Source organism: Rhodococcus sp. KBS0724 (genome assembly GCF_005938745.2).
Classification (GTDB): Bacteria; Actinomycetota; Actinomycetes; order Mycobacteriales; family Mycobacteriaceae; genus Rhodococcus_F.
The window spans coordinates 2,578,330-2,602,900 of sequence record NZ_VCBX02000001.1 but is presented as its reverse complement, the minus strand read 5'-3'; the positions used below and the strand labels follow the sequence as shown (position 1 = coordinate 2,602,900).

The following is a 24,571-nucleotide window of genomic DNA, read 5'->3' as shown; positions in this document are numbered from 1 at the left end:
CGGTAGTTTCGGTCGGACCCCGACACCACGCGACGGTCGGACCCCGGGTGCCGATGCCCATGCACGACGTCGCAGGTACGGAACTTCCCGAATTCGTAGCCTAAGCTAAGTGTCGTGGCAGCTCACAAGACTGGACCCTCCGATACACACTCCGCGCCGGAAGGTGTCGCCGAATCCGGCGACACGAATTCCAACCCGGACGGATCGATCGACACCCTGGCGCTGTCCTCGGTCGCGCAGGACTACCTGAAGGTGATCTGGACCATTCAGGAGTGGTCACTCGAACGCATCTCCACGAAGCTGCTGTCCGAGAAGATGGGCGTCTCCGCGTCCACGGTGTCCGAAGCGATTCGCAAACTGTCCGATCAGGGCCTGGTCGATCACGCCCGGTACGGATCGATCGCATTGACGGACACCGGCCGTGCGGCGGCTGTCTCCATGGTGCGACGCCACCGACTGCTCGAAACGTATCTCGTTCACGAACTCGGCTACGGCTGGGACGAGGTCCACGACGAAGCCGAAATTCTCGAGCACGCCGTCTCCGACCTGATGATCTCGCGCATCGATGCCAAACTCGGCTTCCCCGAACGCGATCCGCACGGCGACCCCATCCCGGCCGCCGACGGGTCGATTCCCACTCCCCCGGCACGCCAACTCAGCGATTTCGCGAACGGTGAGCGCGGGCGGGTTGCGCGTATTTCCGACTCCGATCCCGAGATGCTTCGCTACTTCGATTCCGTCGGCGTCACCCTCGACGTCGAGATCACCGTGGAGGAGCGTCGCGATTTTGCCGGCACCGTGTCTGTGCGCCTGGGCGACAGTCCGGACTGTATAGATCTGGGAAGCCCTGTCGCCCAAGCCATCTGGCTGGTCTGATTAACCCAGCCCTGATGTACTACCGATCCTGACGTACTACTGATCCTGACGCAGAGTCGCAGGACGCACGACCATCACCGAACTGGCACGCTTTCCCTTTTCCTGCAGCAGAGCAATCGTATGGCCGCCAGGTTCGATGGCCGCGTAGATGCCTTTGAGCCCGATCGGTTCGAGCCAACGCCCCTGACTGATGGCTTCCGCCTCCGCCGCCGTGATCTGGCGGTGCGGGAACGCAGTCTGGGCTGCCTGATCGATGTCGAGACTCACGCCGGGCGCCTCGGCAAGATCCTCGAGTGTGCGTGCATGTTCGAGAGTGAACGGTCCGACGCGCGTACGACGCAGTGACGTCAGATGTCCGCCGACGCCCAACGCCCGCCCGAGATCACGCGCCAGCGAGCGAATGTACGTTCCCGACGAGCACTCCACGTCGACGTCTAGATCGACAAATCCGCCCTCGATGTTGCGCCGGGCAAGTATCTCGAAGGTCGAGACCGTCACCGGGCGCGCGGCGAGCTCGACTGTTTCGCCGGCCCGCACCAAAGCATGAGCCCGCTGACCGTCCACCTTGATCGCGCTGACGCTGGCCGGGATCTGCTCGATGTCACCGGTCAGCGTCGCCACGACTGCGGCGATCTCCTCGTCCGTCACGGCCGACGCGTCTGCCGTGGTGAGCACGTCGCCTTCCGCGTCGTCGGTAGTCGTCGACGCCCCCAACCGGATGGTCGCCGAATACGCCTTGGTGGTCAGTGCCAAGAGGCCGAGCAGTTTGGTGGCACGCTCCACACCGAGAACCAGCACACCCGTTGCCATCGGATCAAGCGTTCCCGCGTGCCCGACCTTGCGGGTATTCAACAGCTTGCGGCACCGGGCCACTACGTCATGGCTGGTGAGGCCTGCTTCTTTGTCGACGATCAGGATTCCGGCGCCGACAAGTCCGGAGGAAGGCTTTTCGCGAGCTGACACGTGTATCGATTCTGCCAGCCGGACTCACTGCACCGAAATTGCCGTCAGGATCAGCCCGTCGGAGACCATCCACCTGCCGTCGAATTCGGTGAGCGGCGCACCGGACGTCGTCTCTCCCGGGACCAACAACTTCGAGCGGAACGTGCCAGACGTATCCGAGTCGGATTCGAACGTGATGTGTGCGTCCTCGAACCCCAACCACCGCTGTGTGAGCGGGAACCACGCCTTGTACGTGGCTTCTTTGGCGCAGAACAGGATTCGATCCCAGTGAACTGGACCGTCGCCGGCCTGCTCGCCCAGCCAGGTTCGCTCGTCCTCGATACTGACGGCCGGAAGCACCCCGTCCGGCAGAGGTCCGTGGGGTTCGGCGTCGATCCCCAGTGAACGGACCTGCATCGAGTACGCCAGCACCGCGCCGCGATATCCGTCGCAGTGTGCAAGGCTGCCGACAACACCTTTCGGCCACAACGGCGCTCCCCGCTCCCCGCGCATGACGGGGGCCGCCGGGACACCCAATTTCCCCATCGCGGTGCGGGCGAGATTGCGCGTCGTCACGAATTCACGACGACGCTTCTCCACCGCGCGGCCGATCAGCGCCTCTTCGCTGGGATGCGGGAGCAGCCCCGGCGGATCCTCGAACGCCTCGGCAATGGCGATGCCGCCGGGCAGAATCTGTTCGATCACGTGTCGTGCCTTTCTAGCGACCCGAGCGCATACGCTCGACTTCGGCTTCCTGCTCCGGCGTCACCTTGAAGTGGCCGCCCCATTTGTTGAGCGTTCCCGGCGGATACTCCGGCACCGGCAGAATCTGCCGCAACAGTTTCTCCGGCAGGCCGCGCCGACGCCACTCTCGTGGATATCCGAGCGACACTTCCTCGAAGCGGACGCCGTCGTAGTAGGTGGTCCGCGGAATATGCAGGTGCCCGTAGACCGAACACACGGCGTTGTATTTCACATGCCAGTCCGCGGTCAGCGTCGTACCGCACCACAGCGCAAATTCCGGATAGATGAGCACGTCCGTTGGTTGACGAACCAACGGAAAGTGATTGATCAGCACGGTCTTCGTGCCTTCGGGCAACGCGTCCAGACGCTCCTGCGTGTACGCGATACGGGCACGGCACCACGCGTCGCGGGTTGCGTACGGCTGCGACGACAGCAGAAACTCGTCGGTGGCGACGACGTTCTTGTCCCGCGCGATCTCGAGCCCGTGTTCCTTGTCTCGCGCCCCGACGGGCAGGAACGAGTAGTCGTAGAGCAGGAACATCGGCACGAGGGTCACCGGACCGTCTTCGCCCTCCCACACCGGGAACGGATCCTCCGGCGTGATGACGTCGATCTCGCGGCACATGTTGACCAGATACTCGTAGCGCGGAGCGCCGTGAATCTGTACCGGGTCCTTGGCCGTCGTCCACAGTTCGTGGTTTCCGGGAATCCAGATGACCTTCGCGAAGCGGGAGCGCAGGAGCGTGAGCGCCCAGCGAATGTCGTCGGTCTTCTCCGATACGTCGCCGGCCAGGATCAACCAATCGTCCGGCGAATCCGGGAACAGTTCCTCCGTCATCGGCTTGTTGCCGTTGTGACCGACATGAATGTCGCTCACTGCCATCAGCTTTGCTGCCACGATCCCTCAGCTTCCTCACTTGAACGCTCGACTGCATGCGCAGTTGTCTCGGTTCCCGTCACAGCCCACTTGCCCGAAAGCGCACGCCACGACACCGCAATCATCCGCAGTACGACAAACACGGTCAGGCCCGCCCAGATTCCGGCCAACCCCCAGTCGAAGGCCAGCGACATCCAGATCGCCGGCAGAAATCCGATCACCGCACACGCCATGGTGGCATTTCTCATGAAGGCGACATCACCGGCTCCGAGGAGAACTCCGTCTAGCGCAAACACGATGCCCGCCACCGGCATGATCGCGACAAAGAACCACCAGGCGATCGACATCTGCGCAAGCACGTCGTCGTCAGCGGTGAACAGTTGTGGAATCACCGAATGCCCGGCGGCGAACACCACGGCCAACAGCACTGCGAAGACCGTCGACCACACTGTGATCCGCCACGCCATTTTCTTGGCAGCGGCCGCAAATCCGCCGCCCAATGCGGCCCCGATGAGCGTCTGCGCGGCTATTGCCAATGAATCGAGAAGCAGCGCAACCAGGTTCCACAACTGCAGAACCACCTGATGCGCACCCACCACTGCTGCTCCGAATCGCGACGCAACCGCCGCAGCCGATACGAAACAGGCTTGAAATGCGAGGCTGCGCAGAATCAGATCGCGGCCCATGACCATCTGCGCGCGCATGATCGACACACGTGGTCTGGCCGAGACGGGTTCACGGAACAATGCCCACGCGAACATAATCCCGGAGATACTCTGACCGACAAGATTCGCGACTGCCGAACCTTCGAGCTCGAGGCGCGGCGCACCCCACAGTCCGTGAACCAGGATCGGGCACAGAACTGCCGAAATCCCCAGTCCCACAAGAACGAAGCGCAGCGGACGGATTGTGTTCTGCAGGCCTCGCATCCAGCCGTTGCCGGCGAGGGCTACCAGAATGAGCGGCACACCCAGCACCGCGATGCGCAGCCAACTCTCTGCCGCATCCGCGATATCGGAACCGCCCGCCACCGCCGACGTCAACGGCCCGGCAACCGCCTGCACCACTGCCACCAACAACAACCCGATGGCCAACGCCAACCAGGTTGCCTGAACACCCTCACCGATCGCCTCGCGATCGCGACCTGCGCCATGCAGTCGAGCGGCACGAGCCGTCGTTCCGTACGACAGGAACGTCAACTGAGTACTCACCAACGACAGGATGAGCCCGCCCACCGCCAGACCCGCCAACGGAAGAGCTCCGAGCCGACCCACGACCGCGATGTCGAACAGGAGATAGAGCGGCTCTGCTGCCAGCACACCCAACGCGGGCAACGCCAACCCGAAGATGCGACGGCCGGTCACGTCGACATCCGCGCCGGACTTTGTCGCAGCGCTGTCGGATGCGGTCACGATCGGACCCTCACCCTAATGCGGCAATCAACGCTGCAACCGTCTGCTCACTCGAATCGGTCGAGGTGTAGCCCGCAGAGAGTCGATGACCACCGCCACCAAGACTCTCCGCAACAGCGGAGACGTCGACATCGGTCTTCGCGCGCAACGATATCGACCAACTGCCGGTGTCCGACTCCTTCAGAACCGCGGCAACCTCGGCTTCCGCTGTGGTCCGCACGATGTCGACGACACTCTCGATTTCCTCGGAGCGCAAATCTCCGATGTCTTCGCGGCGGATCACCGCGTACACCAGACCGCGACCACCCGCGGCGCTGCGCACCAACGTCGCTGAACCGAGCACCGACGACAGCATCGGCAACCAGCCGAACGGATGAGTATCGAGGAGTTGCCGAGCGATGGCGTCACCGTCGATGCCGGTGGCCAACAATCGGGCCGCAAGAACGTGCGTCGACGGTCCGCCCCAACGGAAGGAGCCGGTATCGGTCACGAGCCCGGCATACAGGCAATGCGCTACGTCACGATCGATCTCGACGCCCCACGAATCGAACAACCGTGCCAGCAGAGCCGTCGTCGATGCTGCGGAATCATCCACGACGTTGATCGCACCGAATTCCGAATTGGATCGATGATGATCCACGACGACGGTGCTGGCCGCACCCGCAAGCCGATCCGCGAGGGCACCCAGGCGCCCGGTACTGCCCACGTCGACAGTGACCAGGACATCCACCTCGGAACGCACGGCGGCCGGCGGAACCAACAGATGCCGAGCGGGGAATCCGAGCATGGACTCGGGTAAATCCGCGGGCCGACTGAACGCGACCTGAACCGAAACTCCCCTACGCTCGAGCACCAACCCCAGCGCCAGACCGCTTCCGATCGTGTCCGCGTCAGGCTGGATGTGGCACAGAATAGTTGCCGTCCGGGCCGCATCCAGCACGTCGATTGCCCGCGCGAAATCCACCAGGCAGGGATCCTCGCAAGAATCTCCGTCAGCGCGTGCGGTGATCGTCATCCTCGCTGCGAGTCAGTCGAGGTCTCGAGCATCAGAGGCAGCGACGTCATCCTCGTCGTCCGCCGCTACTCGTGGCTCCTTGTACGGATCTGCATCACCGGCAGGCTGGGCTCCCTCGCGAGCCTTGGCGAGCTCGCCGTCCGCGGCACGCGCCCTCGCCAACAGCTCTTCCATGTGGCGCGCAGTGTCAGGGACGGTGTCCGCGACAAACGTCAGCGTCGGTGTGAAACGGACACCGGTACCGGCGCCCACCTTCGACCGGAGCACACCCTTGGCCTTCTCGAGACCGGCTGCAGCAGCTTCGACGTCCGGCGCGGAATCGACCTTTTCACCCATCACGGTGTAATACACAGTCGCATCGTGCAGGTCGTTGGTGACCTTCGTGTCGGTGATGGTCACAAAAGCAAGCCGCGGATCCTTGATCTCGTGGTCGATTGCAGTCGCGACAATCGTGCCGATTCGTTTTGCGAGCTTACGGGCCCGGGCGGGATCCACCATGATCTCTGTCTCCTTCTCCCTGGACTTTCGATTCCACGGACATTCGATTCACGCACATCCGATACGAGATAACTCGATCGTTCACAATGTTCGATTTACAAGAATTATTACCGACACCAGTCTTGTGCATCGCCGCCCACCGACCAAATCAGTCCTCGGGACCGAAGATGCGTCGTCGAACGGCAAGTAACTGCATTTCCGGTCGCGCCGCAACGGCTCGCTCACAACGATCGAGCACGTCGTGCAGATGATCCATCGACGAACTGACAGCAGCAACACCGACCAAGGCGCGGCGTAGACGCCCCTGCTCGCCGGCTTCCGCCGCACTGATCCCGAAACGTCGCAGTTCAGTCAGAATCGGCGACACCAGCGAACGCTTTTCCTTGAGGGAGTGGACATCTCCGAAAAGAATGTCGAACTCCAACGCACCTACGAACATATTCCCCCAGACCTAATTCTCGTCCGCCAGACCGCTTCCTCGGTATAGCCGAATGGACTCTCCCGGACATTGAGTTCAATGTCCAGGAGAGTCCATGTCAGTCAGTACTCACGAGCGCCCCCAGCGCCCGCGGCGACTACTAGTCGCGCGGCTTCTCACGAAGCTCGTAGCACTCCAGAACGTCACCGATCTTGATATCGGAGTAGGTGACGGTCAGACCACATTCGTAGCCTTCGCGAACCTCGGTGGCGTCTTCCTTCTCCCGCTTGAGCGAGGAGATGGTGACCGTCTCGGCGACAACCTTGCTGTCGCGGATGAGACGTGCCTTGGCGTTGCGACGGATGCTGCCCGACGTGACCAAGCAACCGGCAATGTTGCCGATCTTGGACGAACGGAACATGGCGCGGATCTCCGCCTTGCCCAGCTCGACCTCTTCGTACACCGGCTTGAGCAGACCCTTGAGAGCCTTCTCGACCTCGTCGATGGCCTGGTAGATCACCGAGTAGTACCGGATGTCGACACCCTCGCGGTTCGCCAGCTCGGTCGCCTTGCCTTCGGCACGGACGTTGAAGCCGATGATGATCGCGTTGGAAGCCGCTGCCAGGTTGACGTTGGTCTCCGTGACGCCACCGACACCACGGTCGATGACGCGCAACTGCACCTCGTCGTCGATCGGGATCGCCAGCAGTGCCTCTTCGAGAGCCTCGACGGTTCCCGAGTTGTCGCCCTTGAGGATCAAGTTCAGCTGCGAATGTTCCTTCAGAGCTGCATCGAGATCGTCCAAGCTGATGCGCTTGCGGCTCTTCGCTGCCAACGCGTTGCGCTTACGTGCATTGCGACGGTCAGCGATCTGACGGGCAATACGGTCCTCGTCGACCACGAGCAGGTTGTCGCCTGCACCGGGGACGGACGTGAAGCCGATGACCTGAACCGGACGCGAAGGCAGTGCCTCGTGGACGTCCTCGCCGTGCTCGTCCACCATGCGGCGGACGCGGCCGTATGCATCACCGGCGACGATGGAATCGCCGACGCGCAGCGTTCCGCGCTGGATGAGCACTGTGGCAACGGGGCCACGGCCACGGTCGAGGTGAGCCTCGATCGCAACACCCTGTGCATCCATGTCCGGGTTTGCACGCAGATCCAAGGAAGCATCCGCGGTCAGCAACACAGCTTCGAGAAGCTGATCGATGTGCAGACCCTGCTTCGCCGAGATGTCGACGAACATGGTGTCTCCGCCGTATTCCTCGGCGACCAGTCCGTACTCGGTCAGCTGCTGACGGATCTTGTCCGGGTTAGCGCCTTCCTTGTCGATCTTGTTGACCGCGACCACGATCGGCACGTCGGCCGCCTGGGCGTGGTTGATCGCTTCCACCGTCTGCGGCATGACACCGTCGTCGGCTGCGACAACAAGGATCGCGAGGTCGGTGGCCTTGGCACCTCGAGCACGCATGGCCGTGAAGGCCTCGTGACCGGGGGTGTCGATGAACGTCACGAGACGCTCGTTGCCCTCGAGCTCGGTGAGCACCTGGTAAGCACCGATGTGCTGCGTGATGCCGCCGGCTTCGCCCTCACGGACGTTGGCCTTACGGATCACATCGAGCAGACGGGTCTTACCGTGGTCGACGTGGCCCATGACGGTGACCACAGGCGGACGGGACTCGAGGTCCTCTTCTCCGCCGGCGTCCTCGCCGTAGGTGAGGTCGAAGTGTTCGAGCAGCTCGCGGTCTTCGTCCTCAGGGCTGACGACCTGAACGACGTAGTTCATCTCGCCGCCGAGAAGCTCCAGCGTCTCGTCGTTGACCGACTGCGTTGCTGTGACCATCTCGCCGAGATTGAACAGTGCCTGCACGAGTGCTGCGGGGTTCGCATCGATCTTGTCTGCGAAGTCGGACAGCGATGCGCCGCGAGCGAGACGGATGGTCTCGCCGTTGCCGCGAGGCAGCCTGACGCCACCGACTGCGGGAGCCTGCATGCTCTCGTACTCGGCGCGCTTTGCCCGCTTCGACTTACGGCCACGACGAACTGCTCCGCCGGGACGACCGAATGCACCTGCTGCTGCGCCGCGCTGACCGGGACGGCCACCGCCACCGGGACGACCGCGGAAACCACCTGCGGGAGCTCCTCCACCGGGAGCACCTGCACCGGCACCTGCGCCGCCGCCGGGAGCTCCGCCACCGCGGTACCCACCGCCGCCGCCACCGGGACGACCGCCGGGAGCGCCACCGGGACGGCCCGGACGACCTGCGCCGCCACCGGGCGCGGGACGAGCGGAACGAGCAGGCATTGCACCCGGGTTCGGGCGAGGAGGCATGGAGCCGGGGCTCGGACGGGGTCCGCCCTGACCTGCAGGCGGACGAGGTCCACCCTGGCCGGGAGCCGGACGGGGACCGCCCTGGCCGGGAGCCGGACGAGGTCCACCCTGGCCGGGAGCCGGACGGGGACCGCCCTGGCCGGGAGCCGGACGAGATCCACCCTGCGCCGCGGGGCGCGGAGCACCCGGACGAGGACCACTCTGGCCCGGAGCCGGACGAGGTGCCGGACGCTCAGCCGGAGCCGAGGAGTACGGGTTGTTGCCGACGCGCGGAGCCTTGGGCATCGGACGAGGTCCACCGGGCTTTGCGCCGGTCGACGGTGCCGCCGGAGCAGCTGCAGCGGGAGCTGCCGGTGCAGCGGGAGCTGCCGGAGTCGGACGAGCCGGCTTCGGAGCATTGCTGGGTGCAGCCGGCGCATTGAACGTCGGCGTGGGAACTGCCGGCGTCGTAGGAGCCGGAGCTGCGGGAGCGGACGGTGCTGCCGGAGCCGGGGCCGGAGCTGCAGCAGCCGGGGCTGCCGGTGCCGCGGGAGCGGGTGCGGCCGGCTTGGGGCCGGGACGCTGACCGGGACGCGGTGCGCCGGGCTTTGCTGCCGACGGCGACGGTGCGCCCGGCTTTGCTGCGGGCTTTGCCGCTGCGTCGCTGGACGCGGGCTTGGTTTCTGCACCACCGGCAGACGGGAAGGACTCCCGCAGACGACGTGCGACGGGCGCCTCCACTGTGGATGACGCAGACTTTACGAACTCGCCCTGCTCTTTGAGCGTTGCGAGTAGTTCCTTGCTGGTAACACCGAGTTCTTTAGCCAACTCGTGTACGCGGGCCTTGCCTGCCACTGCTCTCCTCACTGATGAGGTCGAGCAGGAGGCATCCCACAGATGTGGGTCCCACACGACCTCGGGTTATAGCCGATGGACGTTCATCGTTGGTGCTTCACGGTGTGCTCATGAGTGCTTGTGCCTGTTCTTCTCGAGAGGTACTGCTTTTGTGTGAACTGCGTCGACCAGCTGGTCGACAGCGGACGTGTCCAGATTTCCGGACACTCGCAGTGCTCTGCTGAATGCTCGGCGCCGCTCTGCCAGGCTCAGGCAACTCGGATCCAGGTGCAGCCATGCACCTCGACCGTGGAGCCTTCGCAATACGTCGGGGACAAGCAGGGAACCCTCCGGCCCCTGCCCACCAACCACGACCCTCAACAGATCGGCAGCCGACCCTTGTTCCCTGCATCCCACACACGTTCTGACCGGCGAACCGGGCGTCGCGCGCACAAAATCCGAGGACTCACGTCGAACCATCGTCTACTCTACCGTCGAACCGTCTGGAACACTGCATTCCACCGTTATCCGTTTGACGCGCCGGAGCGATCCGACGCGTCGTCGACCGGCGCCGCATCGCTTCGGATGTCGATACGCCAACCGGTCAACCGCGCAGCAAGGCGGGCATTTTGGCCCTCCTTGCCGATGGCCAGCGAGAGCTGGAAATCAGGCACGATAACCCGAGCTGCACGGGCATCGAGGTCGACAACAGTGACGGAGACCACTTTCGACGGCGAGAGTGCATTGCCCACAAATGTCGCGGGGTCCTCGTCGTAGTCGATGATGTCGATCTTCTCACCGGCAAGTTCGCTCATGACGTTGCGCACGCGCTGGCCCATGGGACCGATGCATGCGCCCTTCGCGTTGAGCCCGTGAACTCGCGAGGCAACCGCGATCTTCGAACGGTGACCCGCTTCGCGGGCAACATTGATGATCTCGACGCTGCCGTCGGCGATTTCGGGCACCTCGAGTGCGAACAGCTTGCGAACCAGGTTCGGGTGGGTGCGCGACAGCGTGATCTGCGGACCGCGGGCGCCGCGGGCGACACCGACGACGTAGCACTTGATGCGCTCGCCGTGCTCGTAGCTTTCACCCGGCACCTGCTCGGCGGGCGGAAGAAGTCCTTCGGTGCCGTGTGCGTCGCTACCGATTCGCACGACGACCATGCCACGCGAGTTCGCGCGGGTGTCCCGCTGGATAACACCGCCGACGATTTCACCTTCGTGCGTCGAATACTCGCCGAAACTGCGCTCATGCTCGGCATCGCGCAGACGCTGAAGGATCACCTGACGCGCGGTGGTGGCCGCGATCCGGCCGAAGCCCTCAGGGGTGTCGTCCCACTCGGCGCCCACCATATTTCCGTCGGAATCGGTGTCGTGAGCCATGACCCGAACCGATCCGGTCTTGAGATTGACGTCGATCCGAGCGTTCTGCTTGTGACCCTCGGTGTGTCGGTACGCCGTCAGCAGCGCGGTCTGGATCGTGGCGATCACCGTTTCGATCGGGACGCCTTTTTCGGCCTCGATCGCTCGCAACGCTGCAATGTCGATATTCACTTGTCGAACCCTTCTTCGTTATCTACGTCGTCTTCGTCTTCTTCGGAATCGAGCACCTGTGTATCGGACTCATCGAGGTCCGTATGCACTGCCCGACCCTCCGGAATTCCTCCGGCCAGTTCGAGTTCTGCCTCGCTCGGCTTCGAAAACTCGACCTGCACAACAGCTTTCTGCACGTCTGCCAGTGGTATCTCACGCACGGTCAGACCGCCGCGGCCGTTCATGACCACCGCAACCGATTCCTCACCGAGGGCACCGATGCGACCGACGACGGTCTCGCCGGCAAGATCGATGCGCGCCTTGCGCCCACGTGCCCGTCGCCAATGCCGCTCGGCCGTCAACGGCCGATCGATCCCGGGCGATGTGACCTCGAGCGTGTACGGCGCTTCCCCGATTTCCTCGAGGCTGTCGAACAACTCGGAGACGAGCCGACTGATCTCGGCCGCGGCATCGAGTTCGATACCGGCATCACTGTCGACCATGATGCGCACGGCGCTGTGCTTGCCCGCGTTCGTGACTACGACGTCCTCGACGTCGTAACCCTTGGACTGCACGAGTTCGGAGACCAGCTCGATAACCCTGTCCTTCGATGGCACCGGCATCTCGCGAACTCCTCGTTTCAGTTGTCGTCGATTCGCATCGACTCGGTGTTGTCAGTCTGTGTGACTTAGGTCTCGATGTAGCAGGTACCCAGTTGTGGGCACGCCAAAGACACCAATCGCCACACGGTCCGGCCAAGCATCCAAGAGTACCGCCCCTTCGAGATGCCTGCGACCAGACCGACCGTTACACATCACACTCGAACACGTTCGCCTGATTCGAACGAATCGCGCGCTACCTGGCACCATGGACGAGTGCTGACGCCCTTATCCACCACCTCCCACTCCCGCCGGAGTGCGCTGAAGATCGCAGGTGCGGCATCGATCGGCGCCATCGCCATCGCGGCCACAGCGTGTACTGACAACGGCTCCGCCCAGGCCGCCGTCGAAGTCGACCAGCTGACCTCGCAGGCCGATCGCGCGCGAGCGGACGCCGCCGCTGCGACCAATTCGATCGCCCTGGCACCGGAACGTGTTGCCGCCCTCACGACGATCAGCGCAGAGCGCACCGCTCACGCCGAAGCTCTCGATGCCGAGATCGCGCGAGCGGCCGGCGGGGGTGCCGGCACGACATCGACACCGCCATCATCGGCGACTGCGCCCACAGCACCCACCGGGGTCGACTCCGTGCGCACATCGCTCACGGAATCTGCTCGCAGCGCCGCCGACCTCGCCCGGACCGCATCGGGCTATCGAGCAGGACTGCTCGGTTCGATCAGCGCGGCGTGCGCCACACAGGCGGCGGTACTACTGCCATGAACTTTCTGCGCACATCGACAACCAGCGATTCAGCCGTGCTGGATGCCATCGAATCCGAGAACGCCGCAATCTTCGCTTACGGCGTCGTCGCGGCGTTTTCCAATCCGGCTCGCGTCAACGAGGTTGCCACGCACATGGCAACCCACCGGGCGCGCCGGGACGCTTTGTCCGACATTGCCGTCGACGCGGGCCTCACTCCCCCGATAGCGGCCGCCGGCTACGACATCCCGTTCCCGGTCACCGATGCCATCACGGCGGCGCAGTTGGCGGCACAGATCGAAGCCGACACCGCAACTGCCTACCGAGCGTTGATCGAACAGGCCGATTCCGACGACCTCCGCGCCTTCGGCGTCGAGGCGCTCACCGATGCGTCGATCCGCGGGGCTGGATGGAATCTCGCACTCGGGACAAGTCCGGCAACGTCGGCGTTTCCCGGCGAATAGTGCTGTGCGCCTTTATTGACCGCGGGCGGTTAACAAAGGCGCACAGCAGACTTACTTCCGACTCGGCACGAACCACGCCGCAACTACTGCGACCAGGACAAAACATCCCCCGACGCGCAGGGCAGGCGTGAGCGCTTCGCTGTAACCCAGCGGCGTCAACGCTCCACCGGCTGCCAGGAACACCGCTGTCAGGACCGCGATTCCCAATGCAACGCCGATCTCGCGCAGTGTTGCGTTGGTCGAACTGGCCGTGCCGTGATCCGGGGCGTCCATGTCGACGAGTACCGCGGTTGCATTGGGCGCGAAGGTCAGCCCCATACCGATTCCGGCCATGAGAAGTGCGGGAACGAGTGACGCGTACGTGGCGTCGGGAACGATCCGGGCAGCCAACCAGAACAACGCGCCGGCTTGCAGACCGAGACCGGTGAGTAGCAGCGGCCGCAACCCCACTTTCGGGGCGAGGAAGCCGGCGAGCGGCGCGAAGACCATCGGTGCCGCCGTCCACGGAAGCGTCCGCAGCCCGGCTTCGAACGGAGTGAATCCCATCGCGATCTGAAGGTACTGCGAGAGCAGGAACACCGCACCGAAGATGCCGATCGAGAAGGTCAGGCCGATCACGTTTGCCATCGAGAAGCTTCTGGATCGGAACAGACGCAGCGGCATGACGGGGTGCGACGTGGTTCGTTCGCGAACAATGAACAGCCCCAAGGCAATTACGGCACCAACCAGTGATGCGACAACACCGAAAGAACCCCAACCATCATCGTTGCCGTGAACGATGCCCCAGACTGCGAGGAACACGCCGAGTCCGGCCAGCGCAACACCGGCGACGTCCAACGGCTGCTTCCGCCCGGTCGATTCACCGAGTGCATACAGCGCAAGAGGAACAGCGACGATAGCCACCGGCACGTTGATCCAGAAGATCCCCTGCCACGAGAAGCCGTCGACCACAGCGCCGCCCACCACCGGGCCCATCGCGATACCGAGCCCCGACACTCCACCCCAGACGCCGATTGCCATGGCTCGCTTGGCTTCCGGAACTGCAGCCACCAGCAGAGTCAGCGACAGCGGCATGATGGCAGCAGCGCCGACGCCCTGAACGGCACGTGCAGCGATCAGCAGTCCCGCCGACGTCGACAGCGCGGAGGCGATCGACGCTGCGGTGAACAGTCCGATCCCACCCACGAACATGCGCCGCCTGCCCCAGCGATCGCCGAGCGTCGTCGCCGACAACATCAGCGTCGCAAATGCGAGCGTGTACGCGTTCATGAACCATTGCAGCTGGCTCACGGACGCATTCAGATCTTTCTCGATCACCGGCAATGCGCTGGTCATCACAAGATTGTCGAGAGTCGCCATGAACATCGGCAGGGAGGCGGCGACGATCGCTATCGCGACTGGTACTGCTCGCCTGCGGGTCCCTTCCGAACCGGATGCGGCACCGGCATTCGCCAAAACAGTCATTGCACGCCTTCGCTTAGGTATCAGTTGATTACTTATTTAAAGCTAAGTTATCAACTGATAACCTGTCAACATGTCGAGCGAAGATTCCGCCTCACCCAAGCGAAGGATGAGCGCGCCCCAGCGCCGGGCGCTTGTCCTTGCAGCAGCCACCCGGGCCTTCGCCCGCGGCGGATATTCAGGCACCAGCACAGACGCCGTCGCGAAGGAAGCCGGTGTATCGCAGCCGTACGTCGTTCGCATGTTCGGAACGAAGGCAGAGCTGTTCCGCGCAGTGTTCGCCCGAGCACTCGACGAAATCGTCCGAACCTTCACAGAAAAGCTGGAAACACTCGATGCTGAGCCCGACAAGCCCGAGTTCTGGGCCGAACTCGGTTCCGCATACGGCGAACTGATCCTGGACCGCGACCTTCTGCTCGTCATGTTGCACGGATTCGCCACCAGCACAGACGACATCGCCACCGTGTCACGATTCGCGATGTCGAAGATCTACAGCCTGGTGCGCGATCGGACCGGCTGCACCCCCGAGCAGGCTCGAATGTTCATCGCCAACGGCATGCTCATCAACAACCTGCTCGCGATGAAAGCACCGGAACACCTCGACGAGGATCCCGCGCTGGGAGAACTGTGCGCCAGCGTCTTCAGCGAGTCAGCCGCAACGACGCTCTCGGCCACCACACCGACATCCGACTCGGAAACCTGACCGGCCACTGGGATTTACGTCACATGTGTGATGGAGCGCACCATAGAGTCAGGTTCCGACACATCACGGAAAACCAGACGAAAAGGACCGACGTTGGATCTTGCACAACGCATCGACGCCCTCGAGCAGATCGAAGAGATCAAAAAGCTCAAGTACAACTACTGGCGCGCCTGTGATGCCAAGGACCCGGTCGCGTTCCGCAACAGTTTCATCAAGAGCGGCGCGTCCATCGACTACGGCCAATTGGGGGCGTTCGACGACGCGGGCCCGATGGCCGAGATATTCACGGCCGTCGCCCTGCGCAAAGTCGACGGCAACTACGCGGTACTCGACATGCACCACGGACTTCACCCGGATATCGAAATAACCTCGGAGACTTCCGCACTCGGACGGTGGACGCTGCAGTTCCGCCAGATCGACACGGTCGCTCGCACTCAGAAACTGATGACGGGCGAATACGACGACGCGTATGTGCTCGAGGACGGAGAGTGGAAGATGAGCCGCTGCCATTTCACGGAGACATGGTCGATGACCACCCCCTTGCCGGCTGAGGCGGTCCTCGCCGAGGGATCGGTGGGGAGTGAACGATGAGTGAATCAAAAGTCGCACTGGCAACCGGCGCGAGTCGCAGTGTCGGCAAAGGAATCGCATTGGCGCTGGGCAGCGACGGCTGGACCGTGTACGTGACCGCGCGAGGCGAAGTCGGCACCGACAGCCCTCTCGACGCGACGGCTGCGGAGATCACCGAGCGTGGTGGCCGAGGCATCGCCGTTCAGTGTGATCACGGCGATGATCAGCAGATCGTTGACCTCTTTGCCCGCATTGCCGACGAGCAGTCCGGGCGTCTCGATCTCCTCGTCAACAACGTGTGGGCCAACCCCGCCGGCTACGCAGGTTTCACGGATCCGTTCTGGAAGCGCCCCGTCGCCGACTGGGACTCGCTGATCGGGATCGGTTTGCGTGCGCATTACGTCGCGTCCGTGGAAGCGGCCAAGTTGATGGTTCCGCGCGGAAGCGGTGTCATCGGCAATATCTCGTCGTTCGGCAGCCGCGGCTACCTGCATTCGGTGCTGTACGGGATGTCGAAGACCGGCCTCGACAAGATGGCCGCGGACATGGCCGTCGAACTGAAGGGAACCGGCGTCACCGCCTTGTCCTTCTGGCTCGGTCTGATTCGCAACGAGCGGATGGAGGCCAGCGGAATGGAGAGCTTCGAGGGCTTCTCCTTGGCGGAGGCGGAAACTCCGGAATTCGTCGGCCAGGTCATCACGGCACTGGCCAACGATCCGGAGGTCAACTCCCGCAACGGACACACTCTGATCACAGCAGAGACTGCACTCGACTACGGAATCACCGACGCCAACGGCAAACAGCCGGCCTCACATCGTGCTGCATTCGGCGGCGGGCCGCTCTTCTGAGCCGCCAAGACCCGACGCCGTAGCGGCACCGTCAACACGCGGCGCCGCTACGCGCGCACTGTCAACACGCGGCGCCGCTACGCGCGCACTGTCAACACGCGGCGCCGCTACGCGCGCCTTGAGCGCAAGCCACGCACAACCGATGACCACAATTCCGCCTGCGACGATGGACAGCGACAATGCCTCGCCCAGGATCAATGCCGACCACGCGATGCTGAGAACCGGTTGAACCAACTGCGTCTGACTCACTGTGGAGATCGGCCCTATGGCAAGTCCGCGATACCAGGGGAAGAAGCCGAGAAACATGCTGATGACACCCAGGTAGGCAAACGCAAGCCACGAACTGGCCTCGGCGTGAACGGGCGTATTCACCATCGACACAACGGTCATGGTGGCCGTGACGGGCAGTCCGAGAATCAGCGCCCAGGCGATTGTCTGCCACGAACCGATTTCGCGGGCCAACAAAGCTCCTTCGGAGTACCCGAGCGCAGCGCAGATCACTGCCCCGACAAGCAGAAGGTCCGCGAGATGAAAGGACCCGAGCCCGCCGTTCGCGAAGGCGACGAACACTGCGACCGACATCGCGCCGGCGCCGCTCGCCCACCAAAATCCCTTGCTCGGCCGCTCCTTACCGCGAACGACGGCAAACACGGCCGTGACAGCAGGCAGTAGCCCGATCACGACAGCAGCATGACTTGCGGGTGATGTCTGCAGGGCGAAGGTGGTGAACAAGGGAAATCCGAGGACCACGCCGGCGGTCACGAGCGCAATGCGTCCCCACTGCCGAACGCTGGGGATGGCGGCGCGTGTTGCCAGCAGAATCATCGCCGCCAAGGCTCCTGCTACCACGGCGCGGCCCGCGCCGATGAAGATCGGGTCGAGGTCGCCGACGGCGATTCTGGTCAGTGGAACTGTGAACGAAAACGCCAGAACTCCCAGGAGCCCCCACCACAGACCCGATAGCGGTGCCGATTCTTCTGCGATAGCGCTACTATTGTCATTCATGTCCCACGATAGCAGTAGTCGACGGGTTGTCGACGGCCTGCGCACGCTGATCACGTCGTCGTCCGCCGGAATGCAACTCCCTTCCACCCGGACGCTGGCAGCAACTCACGGCGTCGGGCCCGTCACCGTGCAGCACGCAATCCGGCAGCTCGTCAGCGAAGGCTTGGTCGAGACCCGGCCAGGTTCTGGGAATTTCGTTGCTCGCGCCCGAACGCCTCAGATCGCCGACTATTCTTGGCAGACAACGAGTCTCGGACCGAGCCGCGTCGACGCCAATCCCATCGGATCGAGCATGCTGACGGTCACGGCAGACACGATCTCGCTGCACAGCGGCTACCCGGTGGACGAACTGCTTCCCCTTCGACAGATCCGCGGAGCACTGTCGAGGGCTGCGCGGAGCTCCCATGCAGCGCGCCGACCGCACGCCGCGGGGCTCGGAGAACTCCGCGAGTGGTTTGCCCACGAGCTCACTACCGGTGGCGCTACCACAGTTCGTGATTCCGACGTCCTGATCACACCGGGCGGACAGAGCGCGTTGTCGTCGACATTCCGGGCGCTGGCAGGTCCCGGTGATGCCATCGTGATGGAGTCACCCACGTATTGGGGGGCTATCGCCGCAGCCAAGCAAGCGGGGTTGACCGTTGTGCCCGTCGCCCGCGGGACCAACGCGCCGGATCCGGATGATCTTGCCACCGCGTTCGAACTCTCCGGGGCGCGCCTGTTCTACGCGCAACCGCATTTTGCCAACCCCACCGGAGCGCATTGGTCGGATACAGAGCGGCAATCGATCATGAAGGTTGTTCGCGATCACGGTGTGTTTGTGATCGAGGACGATTGGGCACATGATTTCGGAATCGACGCCGACGTCACTCCCCTGGCTGCGAACGACCCAGACGGTCACGTGGTCTATGTCCGGTCGCTCACCAAAAGCACGTCACCGGCGCTGCGGGTCGCGGCCGTTGTTGCGCGCGGTCCGGCGCGACGACGAATCGAAACCGATCGCACCATCGACGATCTGTACGTCTCCGGGATCCTGCAGGCGGCAGCGGTCGACGTCCTCACCCAACCGTCGTGGATTTCTCATCGGCGAACCGTTCGCGAACTACTCCGCGAACGGAGAGACCGCCTGATTCGCGAACTAGACACGCATGCACCGGAACTCACGCTCACTCACATACCCGCCGGTGGCCTCAACTTGTGGCTGCGTATGCCGGACGGTTCCGATCCCGAAGCCTTTGCAACACGGTGCCTCTCCCACGGGCTCTCGATTTCTCCTGGGGCCGAGTGGTTTCCAGCCGAACCTACCGCCGCATACATTCGCTTGAACTTCGGCGGCTCGCATCCAGATCGTTTCGCGGAAGCCGCCCGGATCCTGGCCGATCAACTCGTCTCACAATGAGGAGACCGCAGCCCTGGCCAGCCTGGCGAATGCCGCTGTAGGGTCGAATGATGGCACTCTCCGAAAATGAGCGTGAACAGTTTCTGGCCGAACCGCACGTAGCGGCACTGTCGGTGGCGAACAGCTCCGAGCGCGGTCCGTTGACGGTCCCGATCTGGTATCTCTATTCACCAGGTGGCAGTCCCTGGGTTCTCACCGGAAAAGGATCGAAAAAGGCCCAGCTCATTGAGTCTGCTGGGCACTTCTCGCTCATGGCGCAACAACTCGAGCCGACCATCCGCTACGTGAGCGTCGAAGGATCCGTCGAGAAAATCGTGCCAGGGACCGACGAGATGCTGGTCGAAGTGTCACGGCGATACTTGACCCCGGACAAGGTTGACGGATATCTCGACTTTGCTCGCTCCCAACTGGGCGAGCAGGTCGCGATCTACATGAATCCGCACACCTGGCTGTCCGCCGACCTCGGCACTCTCTAAGGCGCTCGCACGTCGACGTCGGAAGGGACGTCCACGCCTCAGACCCCTTCAAATATGTCGGAGATGCCTGGTATCAATTGCAGTGACATCTCTCACGTACCTTTCGGTCGGGTTGAAACCGATTCGACAGTAAGTGACCCCTTCCCGAGAATGGCACTGCGACCGTGACCGAAAGCCCGTATCCACCACTACAACCGTCCCAGGACGCCGCCGATACGCAACTTATCGAACAACAATCCGCCGGTTCCCCGAGCCCGAACGCAAAACGATGGCCCTGGATCGCGGCGATCATCGCCGCATTTGTCGTCGGCGGCGGGATCGGCGTTCTCAGCGGTATCGCGGGAACACCGAGCGCCGAGGAAAACCAGGCCACGATCGATGCAGCTATGTCGGAAGAACGCACGGCATTGGCAACCGCGCAGGCCGACGCCGATCGCAAGACCGCGGAGGCAGAGAAAGCCACCGACGCGGCTGCCAAGGAAACGCAAGCGGCCAAGGACGCACAGGCGGCAAACGCCAAGGACGCTGCCACTGTGACAGCACAGCTCGATCAACGTTCAGCCGATCTCGACAAGCGTGAGGCTGCTCTGACGCCGCGGGAAGTCGCCGCAGCGCGATCGACGTTTGGCAACGGACTTCACCGTGTCGGCGTTGATGTCGATCCCGGAACTTATCGGACGACCGGTGGCGGGAACTGCTATTGGGAACGTCTCTCCGGTACGTCCGGGGAATTTGACGACATCATTGCCAATGATCTGCCCACGGGTGCGTCCGTCGTGACGATCTCCGGTTCAGATGCCGCGTTCAAGAGTCAGGGTTGCGGAACCTGGAGCAAAACCTCGTAAGAAACGCTCCGGGCTCGGCGCACAGAGACAGTGCGCCGAGCCAATCGCGTCAGCTCTCGGTAAAGAACCGCACGCGGTTGATCCGATGCCCCGAGGGCTCGAATCCGAAGAGTGCGATTGCCGGTTCACCGCACACGACGACGCTTGCCGTGACGGTACGGCCGGCAGCGAGGACCTTGCCCCGGCTCACCCCGACCAGAAGGTCGTTGGCGTCAGCGGTGGACAGGTGCGTCCCGGCCGGAAGTTCGACCGGAACCGGCGGAATCCGACCGACTTTCGCGGCATCGAGGAATCGTGTTGCTGCCCGCTTTCCCTTGGACCCGACGCCGAAGATGCCGCGTGAGAATCCGAGCGCTCCCCCGATCCCCTGGTTGGAGAGCAACTGCGGCGTCAGCTTGACCGCCGCCTTGACACCGGCCGCGCCCGCAGTGGAAAGCTGGCTCAACATGGTCGCCAATTCCCAATGGGCGTACAGGGTTCCGATCTGTAACGAATCCGGCTCGCCGACCAGGTCGTAGCGCAGATGCATCGGCACGTTCAGTACTACGCCGGTCGACATTTCGGTAGCGAGACTGAGATCGCGCCACACTGTTCGGCCGCACACGATGTCGCGCTCGACATGGAACGTGATGGTGTTAGGAGCAATGAACGTGTCGTAGAAGCGCTCGATCGATGCCCGCCCGTTGTGCGGGCGCGAACCAACAGGATCGTTGACCTGACTTTCGGAGCTGAACAGCGACACCCACGCCGAACGATCATGTGCACCCACAGCTTTGGGAGATCCCTCGACCACCGCCATCAACTGATCGCGGGTTGCCGGCGCGCTCATGCGCGCATCTCGTATGCGCCGTCGTAGGCCTTGACCTGCTGCCACACGCGATCGAAGCGCTCACCGTCGACGACAGGTTTGCGCACAGCTGCCAACGCCCAGGCCTGCTGCTCGGGCGTCGACGACGGTTTCCCATGCAGCGCAATCGCATAGCCGGAGAAGTCGCGAATCTGGAAGTCGAAGATCTGATCCACGACATCGGCGTCGAGTCCGGTGATCTCGGCTTGCTCGAGGATCAGATGCCCGTACACGACGAGCGAGAACAGATGCCCGACGTTGAGCATGAAGTCGAGATCCTTTTGCTGCGCTGCATCCGGCGCCGCGGAGGTCAGCAGTTCGGTCAACGCGATAGCCTGCTCGTAGAAGCGGGCGACATTCGGGATTCCGGAGTGCTTCTCGTACACCGGCTTCCACTCGTGGAATCTGATCTTTGCCGCCCCGCGAGTCGGTCCCTGATTCCAGAAGAACTCGTCGTCAGCGGCGTCGTCTCGCGTGGCGATGACGGGGAACTCTGCCGGATTGAAGAGATAGTTGGGCAGGAACTTGAGGATCAAGCCCACATTGACGTGAACGGTGCCTTCGAGCTTGGGCAGTGTGCCGATCACCTGCGCGGCCTCCCGGAAGTACGTGGACTTCTCGTAACCCTTGGCCGCGATCACGTCGTGCAGGAGTCCGACAACACGCTCACCTTCGGAGGTGACCTTCGCTTTGGTCATGGGGTTGAACAGCAGGTAGCGACGGTCATCGAGACTCGCACTGCGGAAATAGTCGACGGCCCGCGCACTGAACTGCTTCATCGCAACCAGTCGCGAGTACGCGTCGACAAATGCCGCGCGGACGTGAGCGAAATCCGTAACGGGATTTCCGTACAGAATCCGGTTCTGCGCGTGAGTGATTGCCTCGAAGAACGCGTGTTCGCTGATTCCGATCGAGCCGGTGCAGAGGTTGAACTTTCCGACGTTCACGGTGTTGAGCGCTGCCTCGAACGCCGCGACACCGGTGTGCAGGATGTCTTCCTCTCGGACCGGGTAGTCCTCCAACCGGAAGTTGCTGACGTACATCTGACCTCGGAGGACATTGTCGACGAGGTGGTAGTTCGGGTGCGCGCTGTCCGCAACGAAGAACACATACCCCTCGGGACCGTCAACGTCCGTGCGACGACCGAACACCGACACCATCCCGGCGACGTTGCCGTTGCCGATGTAGTACTTCTCGCCGCTGGCCCGGAAGGCAACATCGCCGTCGGCGGGGGTCAGGAGCATGTCGGTGGAGTAGACGTCGGCGCCATGGTCACGCTCGGAGAGTCCGAATGCCATAACTCCACCGTCGGCAAGTTCCTGCGCGGCACGCTTTTTTGCGGCCTCGTTCTCGCTCATCCAGATCGGTCCGAGTCCGAGAATCGTGACCTGCCACGCGTACCAGTACGCCAGTCCGTAAAAGCCGAAGATTTCACTCAGTGCGGCGTTGCGGGAACCGTCCCAGCGACGGTTCTCGTCGCCATCGGCAAAAGCGGCCGGAGTCTGGAACGTCGAGAACAACTTCTCCTTCTTCACGAAGTCGAGGAAGTCCGACACCCAGACAGCGTCGAGGTCGTCCTGCAGGAGCTGCTTCTTGCCGCGGTTTTCGAACCACTCGACTGTTGCCAGCAGCAGCCTGCGAGTCTCGGGATCGAATCGGGCAAAATCTTCGGTGTGGGGGTTGAACAGCAATCCGTCGGTGTCAGACACGTCATACCTTTCGTCGATACCGTAAACCTACCAGCGAGTAACTTAGGTTGGGAAGGGTTCACGAAGCCGGTGCGGTTCTGCGCGACGGCCATAGATCCGCGGGATTCCACACCCCCGCCCGAGCACGCGTCAGCGGATAACACGCCACGCCGAGCAATAACGCGGACATATGCCCGACCGCCGTGAACGTGGCGGCAAAGATCAAGGGCACAGCATAGAAAACCAGTGCCCCCGTGATGTAGACGTATCGCCACGGCTTCGCAATCAGATAGACCAGAACGCCGACAACTCCGGCCAACCCGTAGCTGACACCGACATCGAGCGTGTTGACGGCCGACTGCGCAACATAACCGTGCCGAATACCTTCGTAGAGAACACCTTCACTGATGTACGTGGCTCCGACGTGAGCAATGACCACAACGCACAACCACCGCCACGTCCCGAGCCACCGCTCTGCCGTGGCATGAAAAGTCGTGAACAGAACGAGATACCCCAGCCAGCCGCCACCTTCGAGCCAGAACGCGCTGGAAAACAGAACGCGGATCGGATCTTCGGAAAGATGATGAAGGTTGGTCGAACGCCTACCGAGAAAGTGTTCCTGAACATTGTCCGGGAGGTGCCGCAGGAACAACGTGGTGAAGAGAAGGGCCAACAGCCAGATATACGTGCCGGGCGCGCTCCGCACCCACTGCCATACCGTCTTCGCTGCCCCCAGCATCCTCACCGCTTCGAGTCTGCGCTCACTCGTTGACTACTGCAACGGCGAACCCGTCCCACCCCTTCGATCCGACGGTCTGGATCGCGGTGCCGTCGAGTCGCGGTTCAGCCGCGATCATCTCGAGAACGGCACGACTGGCCTTGACCCGCTCGTCGTCGATGTCCGGATTCGAGACGTGTCCCCCACGCACGACGTTATCGACGACGATGACAGTGCCCGGGTGCGACAGCGCTAGCGCCCATCGCACGTATTCGCTGTTGTTTTCCTTGTCCGCGTCGATGAACACCAGGTCGAATGGCCCGAGTTCTTCCTTCGCGATCAACGGCAAGCTATCGAGGGCAGCGCCGACGCGGATGTCGACCCGATCGGCAAGTCCGGCGCGTTCGATGTTGGCGCGCGCGACCTCGGCGTGTGCCGGCTCGAATTCCAGACTGATGACGCGGCCGGACGGTCCGACCGCGCGGGCCAGCCAGATGGTGCTGTAGCCGCCGAGAGTTCCGATTTCGAGAACGTTGCGCGCCAAGCACATTCGAGCATAAAGATGCAGGAGTTTGCCTTGGTTCGGCGCTACGTCGATAGGCGGCAAACCGGCCGCGGTATTGGCGGCGAGTGCCGCGTCGAGGACCGGATCTTCACCTACCAACGTGGAGACAAGGTAACCGTCGACTTCTGCCCAATCCGGTTCGCGTTCCATAGCCACGATTGT

At 63.0% G+C, this 24,571-nt stretch carries 26 protein-coding genes; 9 read left to right on the top strand and 17 right to left on the bottom strand.

All coding sequences use genetic code 11. The annotated features are described in order from the left end of the window. Nucleotides 1-114: 114 nt before the first annotated feature. Entirely contained in the window at nt 115-876 is a 762-nt protein-coding gene (locus FFI94_RS11980) for a metal-dependent transcriptional regulator (protein WP_138873126.1), read from the top strand. A 36-nt stretch (nt 877-912) separates the two neighbouring features. Here FFI94_RS11980 and truB read toward each other — a convergent pair whose 3' ends face one another. The 11 genes from truB to rimP all read right to left on the bottom strand — a co-directional run bounded on the left by truB (nt 913) and on the right by rimP (nt 12,085). Beyond that, on the bottom strand, nt 913-1,839 hold the full coding sequence (gene truB / locus FFI94_RS11975) for a tRNA pseudouridine(55) synthase TruB (protein WP_138873125.1): 927 nt from the start codon (nt 1,837-1,839) through the stop codon (nt 913-915). Nucleotides 1,840-1,863: 24 nt separating this feature from the next. Then, the gene (locus FFI94_RS11970; protein WP_138873124.1) at nt 1,864-2,523 is read right to left on the bottom strand and encodes a 4'-phosphopantetheinyl transferase; all 660 of its coding nucleotides are present in this window, start codon (nt 2,521-2,523) and stop codon (nt 1,864-1,866) included. Nucleotides 2,524-2,536: 13 nt separating this feature from the next. Continuing rightward, nucleotides 2,537-3,460, bottom strand: a complete 924-nt coding sequence (locus FFI94_RS11965; protein ID WP_138873123.1) for a metallophosphoesterase — start codon at nt 3,458-3,460, stop codon at nt 2,537-2,539. Next, nucleotides 3,445-4,851, bottom strand: a complete 1,407-nt coding sequence (locus FFI94_RS11960; protein ID WP_138873122.1) for an MATE family efflux transporter — start codon at nt 4,849-4,851, stop codon at nt 3,445-3,447. The genes FFI94_RS11965 and FFI94_RS11960 overlap by 16 nt, the downstream gene beginning before the upstream one ends. A 10-nt stretch (nt 4,852-4,861) precedes the next feature. Further along, the gene (locus FFI94_RS11955; protein ID WP_138873121.1) at nt 4,862-5,866 is read right to left on the bottom strand and encodes a bifunctional oligoribonuclease/PAP phosphatase NrnA; all 1,005 of its coding nucleotides are present in this window, start codon (nt 5,864-5,866) and stop codon (nt 4,862-4,864) included. Nucleotides 5,867-5,878: 12 nt separating this feature from the next. Further along, the gene (gene rbfA, locus FFI94_RS11950) at nt 5,879-6,364 is read right to left on the bottom strand and encodes a 30S ribosome-binding factor RbfA (protein ID WP_138873120.1); all 486 of its coding nucleotides are present in this window, start codon (nt 6,362-6,364) and stop codon (nt 5,879-5,881) included. A gap of 148 nt (nt 6,365-6,512) precedes the next feature. Further along, a complete protein-coding gene (locus FFI94_RS11945; protein WP_138873119.1) occupies nt 6,513-6,803 on the bottom strand; it encodes a DUF503 domain-containing protein in 291 nt (96 codons plus the stop codon). 139 nt (nt 6,804-6,942) lie between these two features. Then, nucleotides 6,943-9,948: a translation initiation factor IF-2 gene (infB, locus tag FFI94_RS11940; RefSeq protein WP_138873118.1), complete on the bottom strand. Its 3,006-nt coding sequence runs from the start codon at nt 9,946-9,948 to the stop codon at nt 6,943-6,945. 108 nt (nt 9,949-10,056) lie between these two features. Beyond that, complete coding sequence (locus tag FFI94_RS11935) at nt 10,057-10,407, bottom strand: YlxR family protein (RefSeq protein ID WP_138873117.1); 351 nt, start codon at nt 10,405-10,407, stop codon at nt 10,057-10,059. A gap of 44 nt (nt 10,408-10,451) precedes the next feature. Then, nucleotides 10,452-11,483: a transcription termination factor NusA gene (nusA, locus tag FFI94_RS11930; protein WP_033234910.1), complete on the bottom strand. Its 1,032-nt coding sequence runs from the start codon at nt 11,481-11,483 to the stop codon at nt 10,452-10,454. Then, on the bottom strand, nt 11,480-12,085 hold the full coding sequence (gene rimP / locus FFI94_RS11925) for a ribosome maturation factor RimP (RefSeq protein WP_138873116.1): 606 nt from the start codon (nt 12,083-12,085) through the stop codon (nt 11,480-11,482). Before rimP ends, nusA begins: the two co-directional genes overlap by 4 nt. A 252-nt stretch (nt 12,086-12,337) precedes the next feature. Between rimP and FFI94_RS11920 the strand changes: the two genes are divergently transcribed. Together FFI94_RS11920 and FFI94_RS11915 are read left to right on the top strand one after the other, a co-directional pair. Further along, complete coding sequence (locus FFI94_RS11920; protein WP_260684020.1) at nt 12,338-12,841, top strand: hypothetical protein; 504 nt, start codon at nt 12,338-12,340, stop codon at nt 12,839-12,841. Next, entirely contained in the window at nt 12,838-13,284 is a 447-nt protein-coding gene (locus FFI94_RS11915; protein ID WP_138873115.1) for a ferritin-like domain-containing protein, read from the top strand. The genes FFI94_RS11920 and FFI94_RS11915 overlap by 4 nt, the downstream gene beginning before the upstream one ends. Nucleotides 13,285-13,335: 51 nt before the next feature. Here the strand turns inward: FFI94_RS11915 and FFI94_RS11910 are convergent, their stop codons facing one another. Then, nucleotides 13,336-14,748, bottom strand: a complete 1,413-nt coding sequence (locus FFI94_RS11910; RefSeq protein WP_138873114.1) for a DHA2 family efflux MFS transporter permease subunit — start codon at nt 14,746-14,748, stop codon at nt 13,336-13,338. A gap of 70 nt (nt 14,749-14,818) precedes the next feature. On the opposite strand from FFI94_RS11910, the gene FFI94_RS11905 reads away from it, so the two are divergent. The 3 genes from FFI94_RS11905 (at nt 14,819) to FFI94_RS11895 (ending at nt 16,866) form a co-directional block, all read left to right on the top strand. Further along, complete coding sequence (locus FFI94_RS11905; RefSeq protein ID WP_260684019.1) at nt 14,819-15,448, top strand: TetR/AcrR family transcriptional regulator; 630 nt, start codon at nt 14,819-14,821, stop codon at nt 15,446-15,448. A 93-nt stretch (nt 15,449-15,541) separates the two neighbouring features. Then, nucleotides 15,542-16,039: a nuclear transport factor 2 family protein gene (locus FFI94_RS11900; protein ID WP_138873113.1), complete on the top strand. Its 498-nt coding sequence runs from the start codon at nt 15,542-15,544 to the stop codon at nt 16,037-16,039. Next, complete coding sequence (locus FFI94_RS11895; RefSeq protein WP_138873112.1) at nt 16,036-16,866, top strand: SDR family NAD(P)-dependent oxidoreductase; 831 nt, start codon at nt 16,036-16,038, stop codon at nt 16,864-16,866. Before FFI94_RS11900 ends, FFI94_RS11895 begins: the two co-directional genes overlap by 4 nt. Here the strand turns inward: FFI94_RS11895 and FFI94_RS11890 are convergent. Continuing rightward, nucleotides 16,828-17,871: a DMT family transporter gene (locus tag FFI94_RS11890; protein WP_138873111.1), complete on the bottom strand. Its 1,044-nt coding sequence runs from the start codon at nt 17,869-17,871 to the stop codon at nt 16,828-16,830. The two genes, FFI94_RS11895 and FFI94_RS11890, sit on opposite strands and share 39 nt — an antisense overlap. On the opposite strand from FFI94_RS11890, the gene FFI94_RS11885 reads away from it, so the two are divergent. The 3 genes from FFI94_RS11885 to FFI94_RS11875 all read left to right on the top strand — a co-directional run bounded on the left by FFI94_RS11885 (nt 17,870) and on the right by FFI94_RS11875 (nt 20,591). After that, nucleotides 17,870-19,270: a PLP-dependent aminotransferase family protein gene (locus tag FFI94_RS11885; protein WP_138873110.1), complete on the top strand. Its 1,401-nt coding sequence runs from the start codon at nt 17,870-17,872 to the stop codon at nt 19,268-19,270. The two genes, FFI94_RS11890 and FFI94_RS11885, sit on opposite strands and share 2 nt — an antisense overlap. Before the next feature lie 50 nt (nt 19,271-19,320). Continuing rightward, nucleotides 19,321-19,746, top strand: coding sequence for a pyridoxamine 5'-phosphate oxidase family protein (locus tag FFI94_RS11880; protein ID WP_138873109.1), 426 nt, complete (start codon nt 19,321-19,323; stop codon nt 19,744-19,746). Nucleotides 19,747-19,910: 164 nt separating this feature from the next. Further along, on the top strand, nt 19,911-20,591 hold the full coding sequence (locus tag FFI94_RS11875) for a hypothetical protein (RefSeq protein WP_138873108.1): 681 nt from the start codon (nt 19,911-19,913) through the stop codon (nt 20,589-20,591). Between the two features lie 49 nt (nt 20,592-20,640). On the opposite strand, the gene FFI94_RS11870 is transcribed toward FFI94_RS11875, so the two are convergent. Genes FFI94_RS11870 through FFI94_RS11855 form a run of 4 tightly spaced genes read right to left on the bottom strand, consistent with a single transcriptional unit; the run spans nt 20,641 to nt 24,559 of the window. Further along, nucleotides 20,641-21,420, bottom strand: a complete 780-nt coding sequence (locus tag FFI94_RS11870; RefSeq protein ID WP_138873107.1) for a nuclear transport factor 2 family protein — start codon at nt 21,418-21,420, stop codon at nt 20,641-20,643. Continuing rightward, nucleotides 21,417-23,147, bottom strand: coding sequence for an acyl-CoA dehydrogenase family protein (locus FFI94_RS11865; protein WP_138873106.1), 1,731 nt, complete (start codon nt 23,145-23,147; stop codon nt 21,417-21,419). The genes FFI94_RS11870 and FFI94_RS11865 overlap by 4 nt, the downstream gene beginning before the upstream one ends. A 58-nt stretch (nt 23,148-23,205) precedes the next feature. Next, nucleotides 23,206-23,865, bottom strand: coding sequence for a rhomboid-like protein (locus FFI94_RS11860; RefSeq protein WP_138873745.1), 660 nt, complete (start codon nt 23,863-23,865; stop codon nt 23,206-23,208). Between the two features lie 22 nt (nt 23,866-23,887). Further along, a complete protein-coding gene (locus tag FFI94_RS11855) occupies nt 23,888-24,559 on the bottom strand; it encodes an O-methyltransferase (protein ID WP_138873105.1) in 672 nt (223 codons plus the stop codon). Nucleotides 24,560-24,571 lie beyond the last annotated feature (12 nt).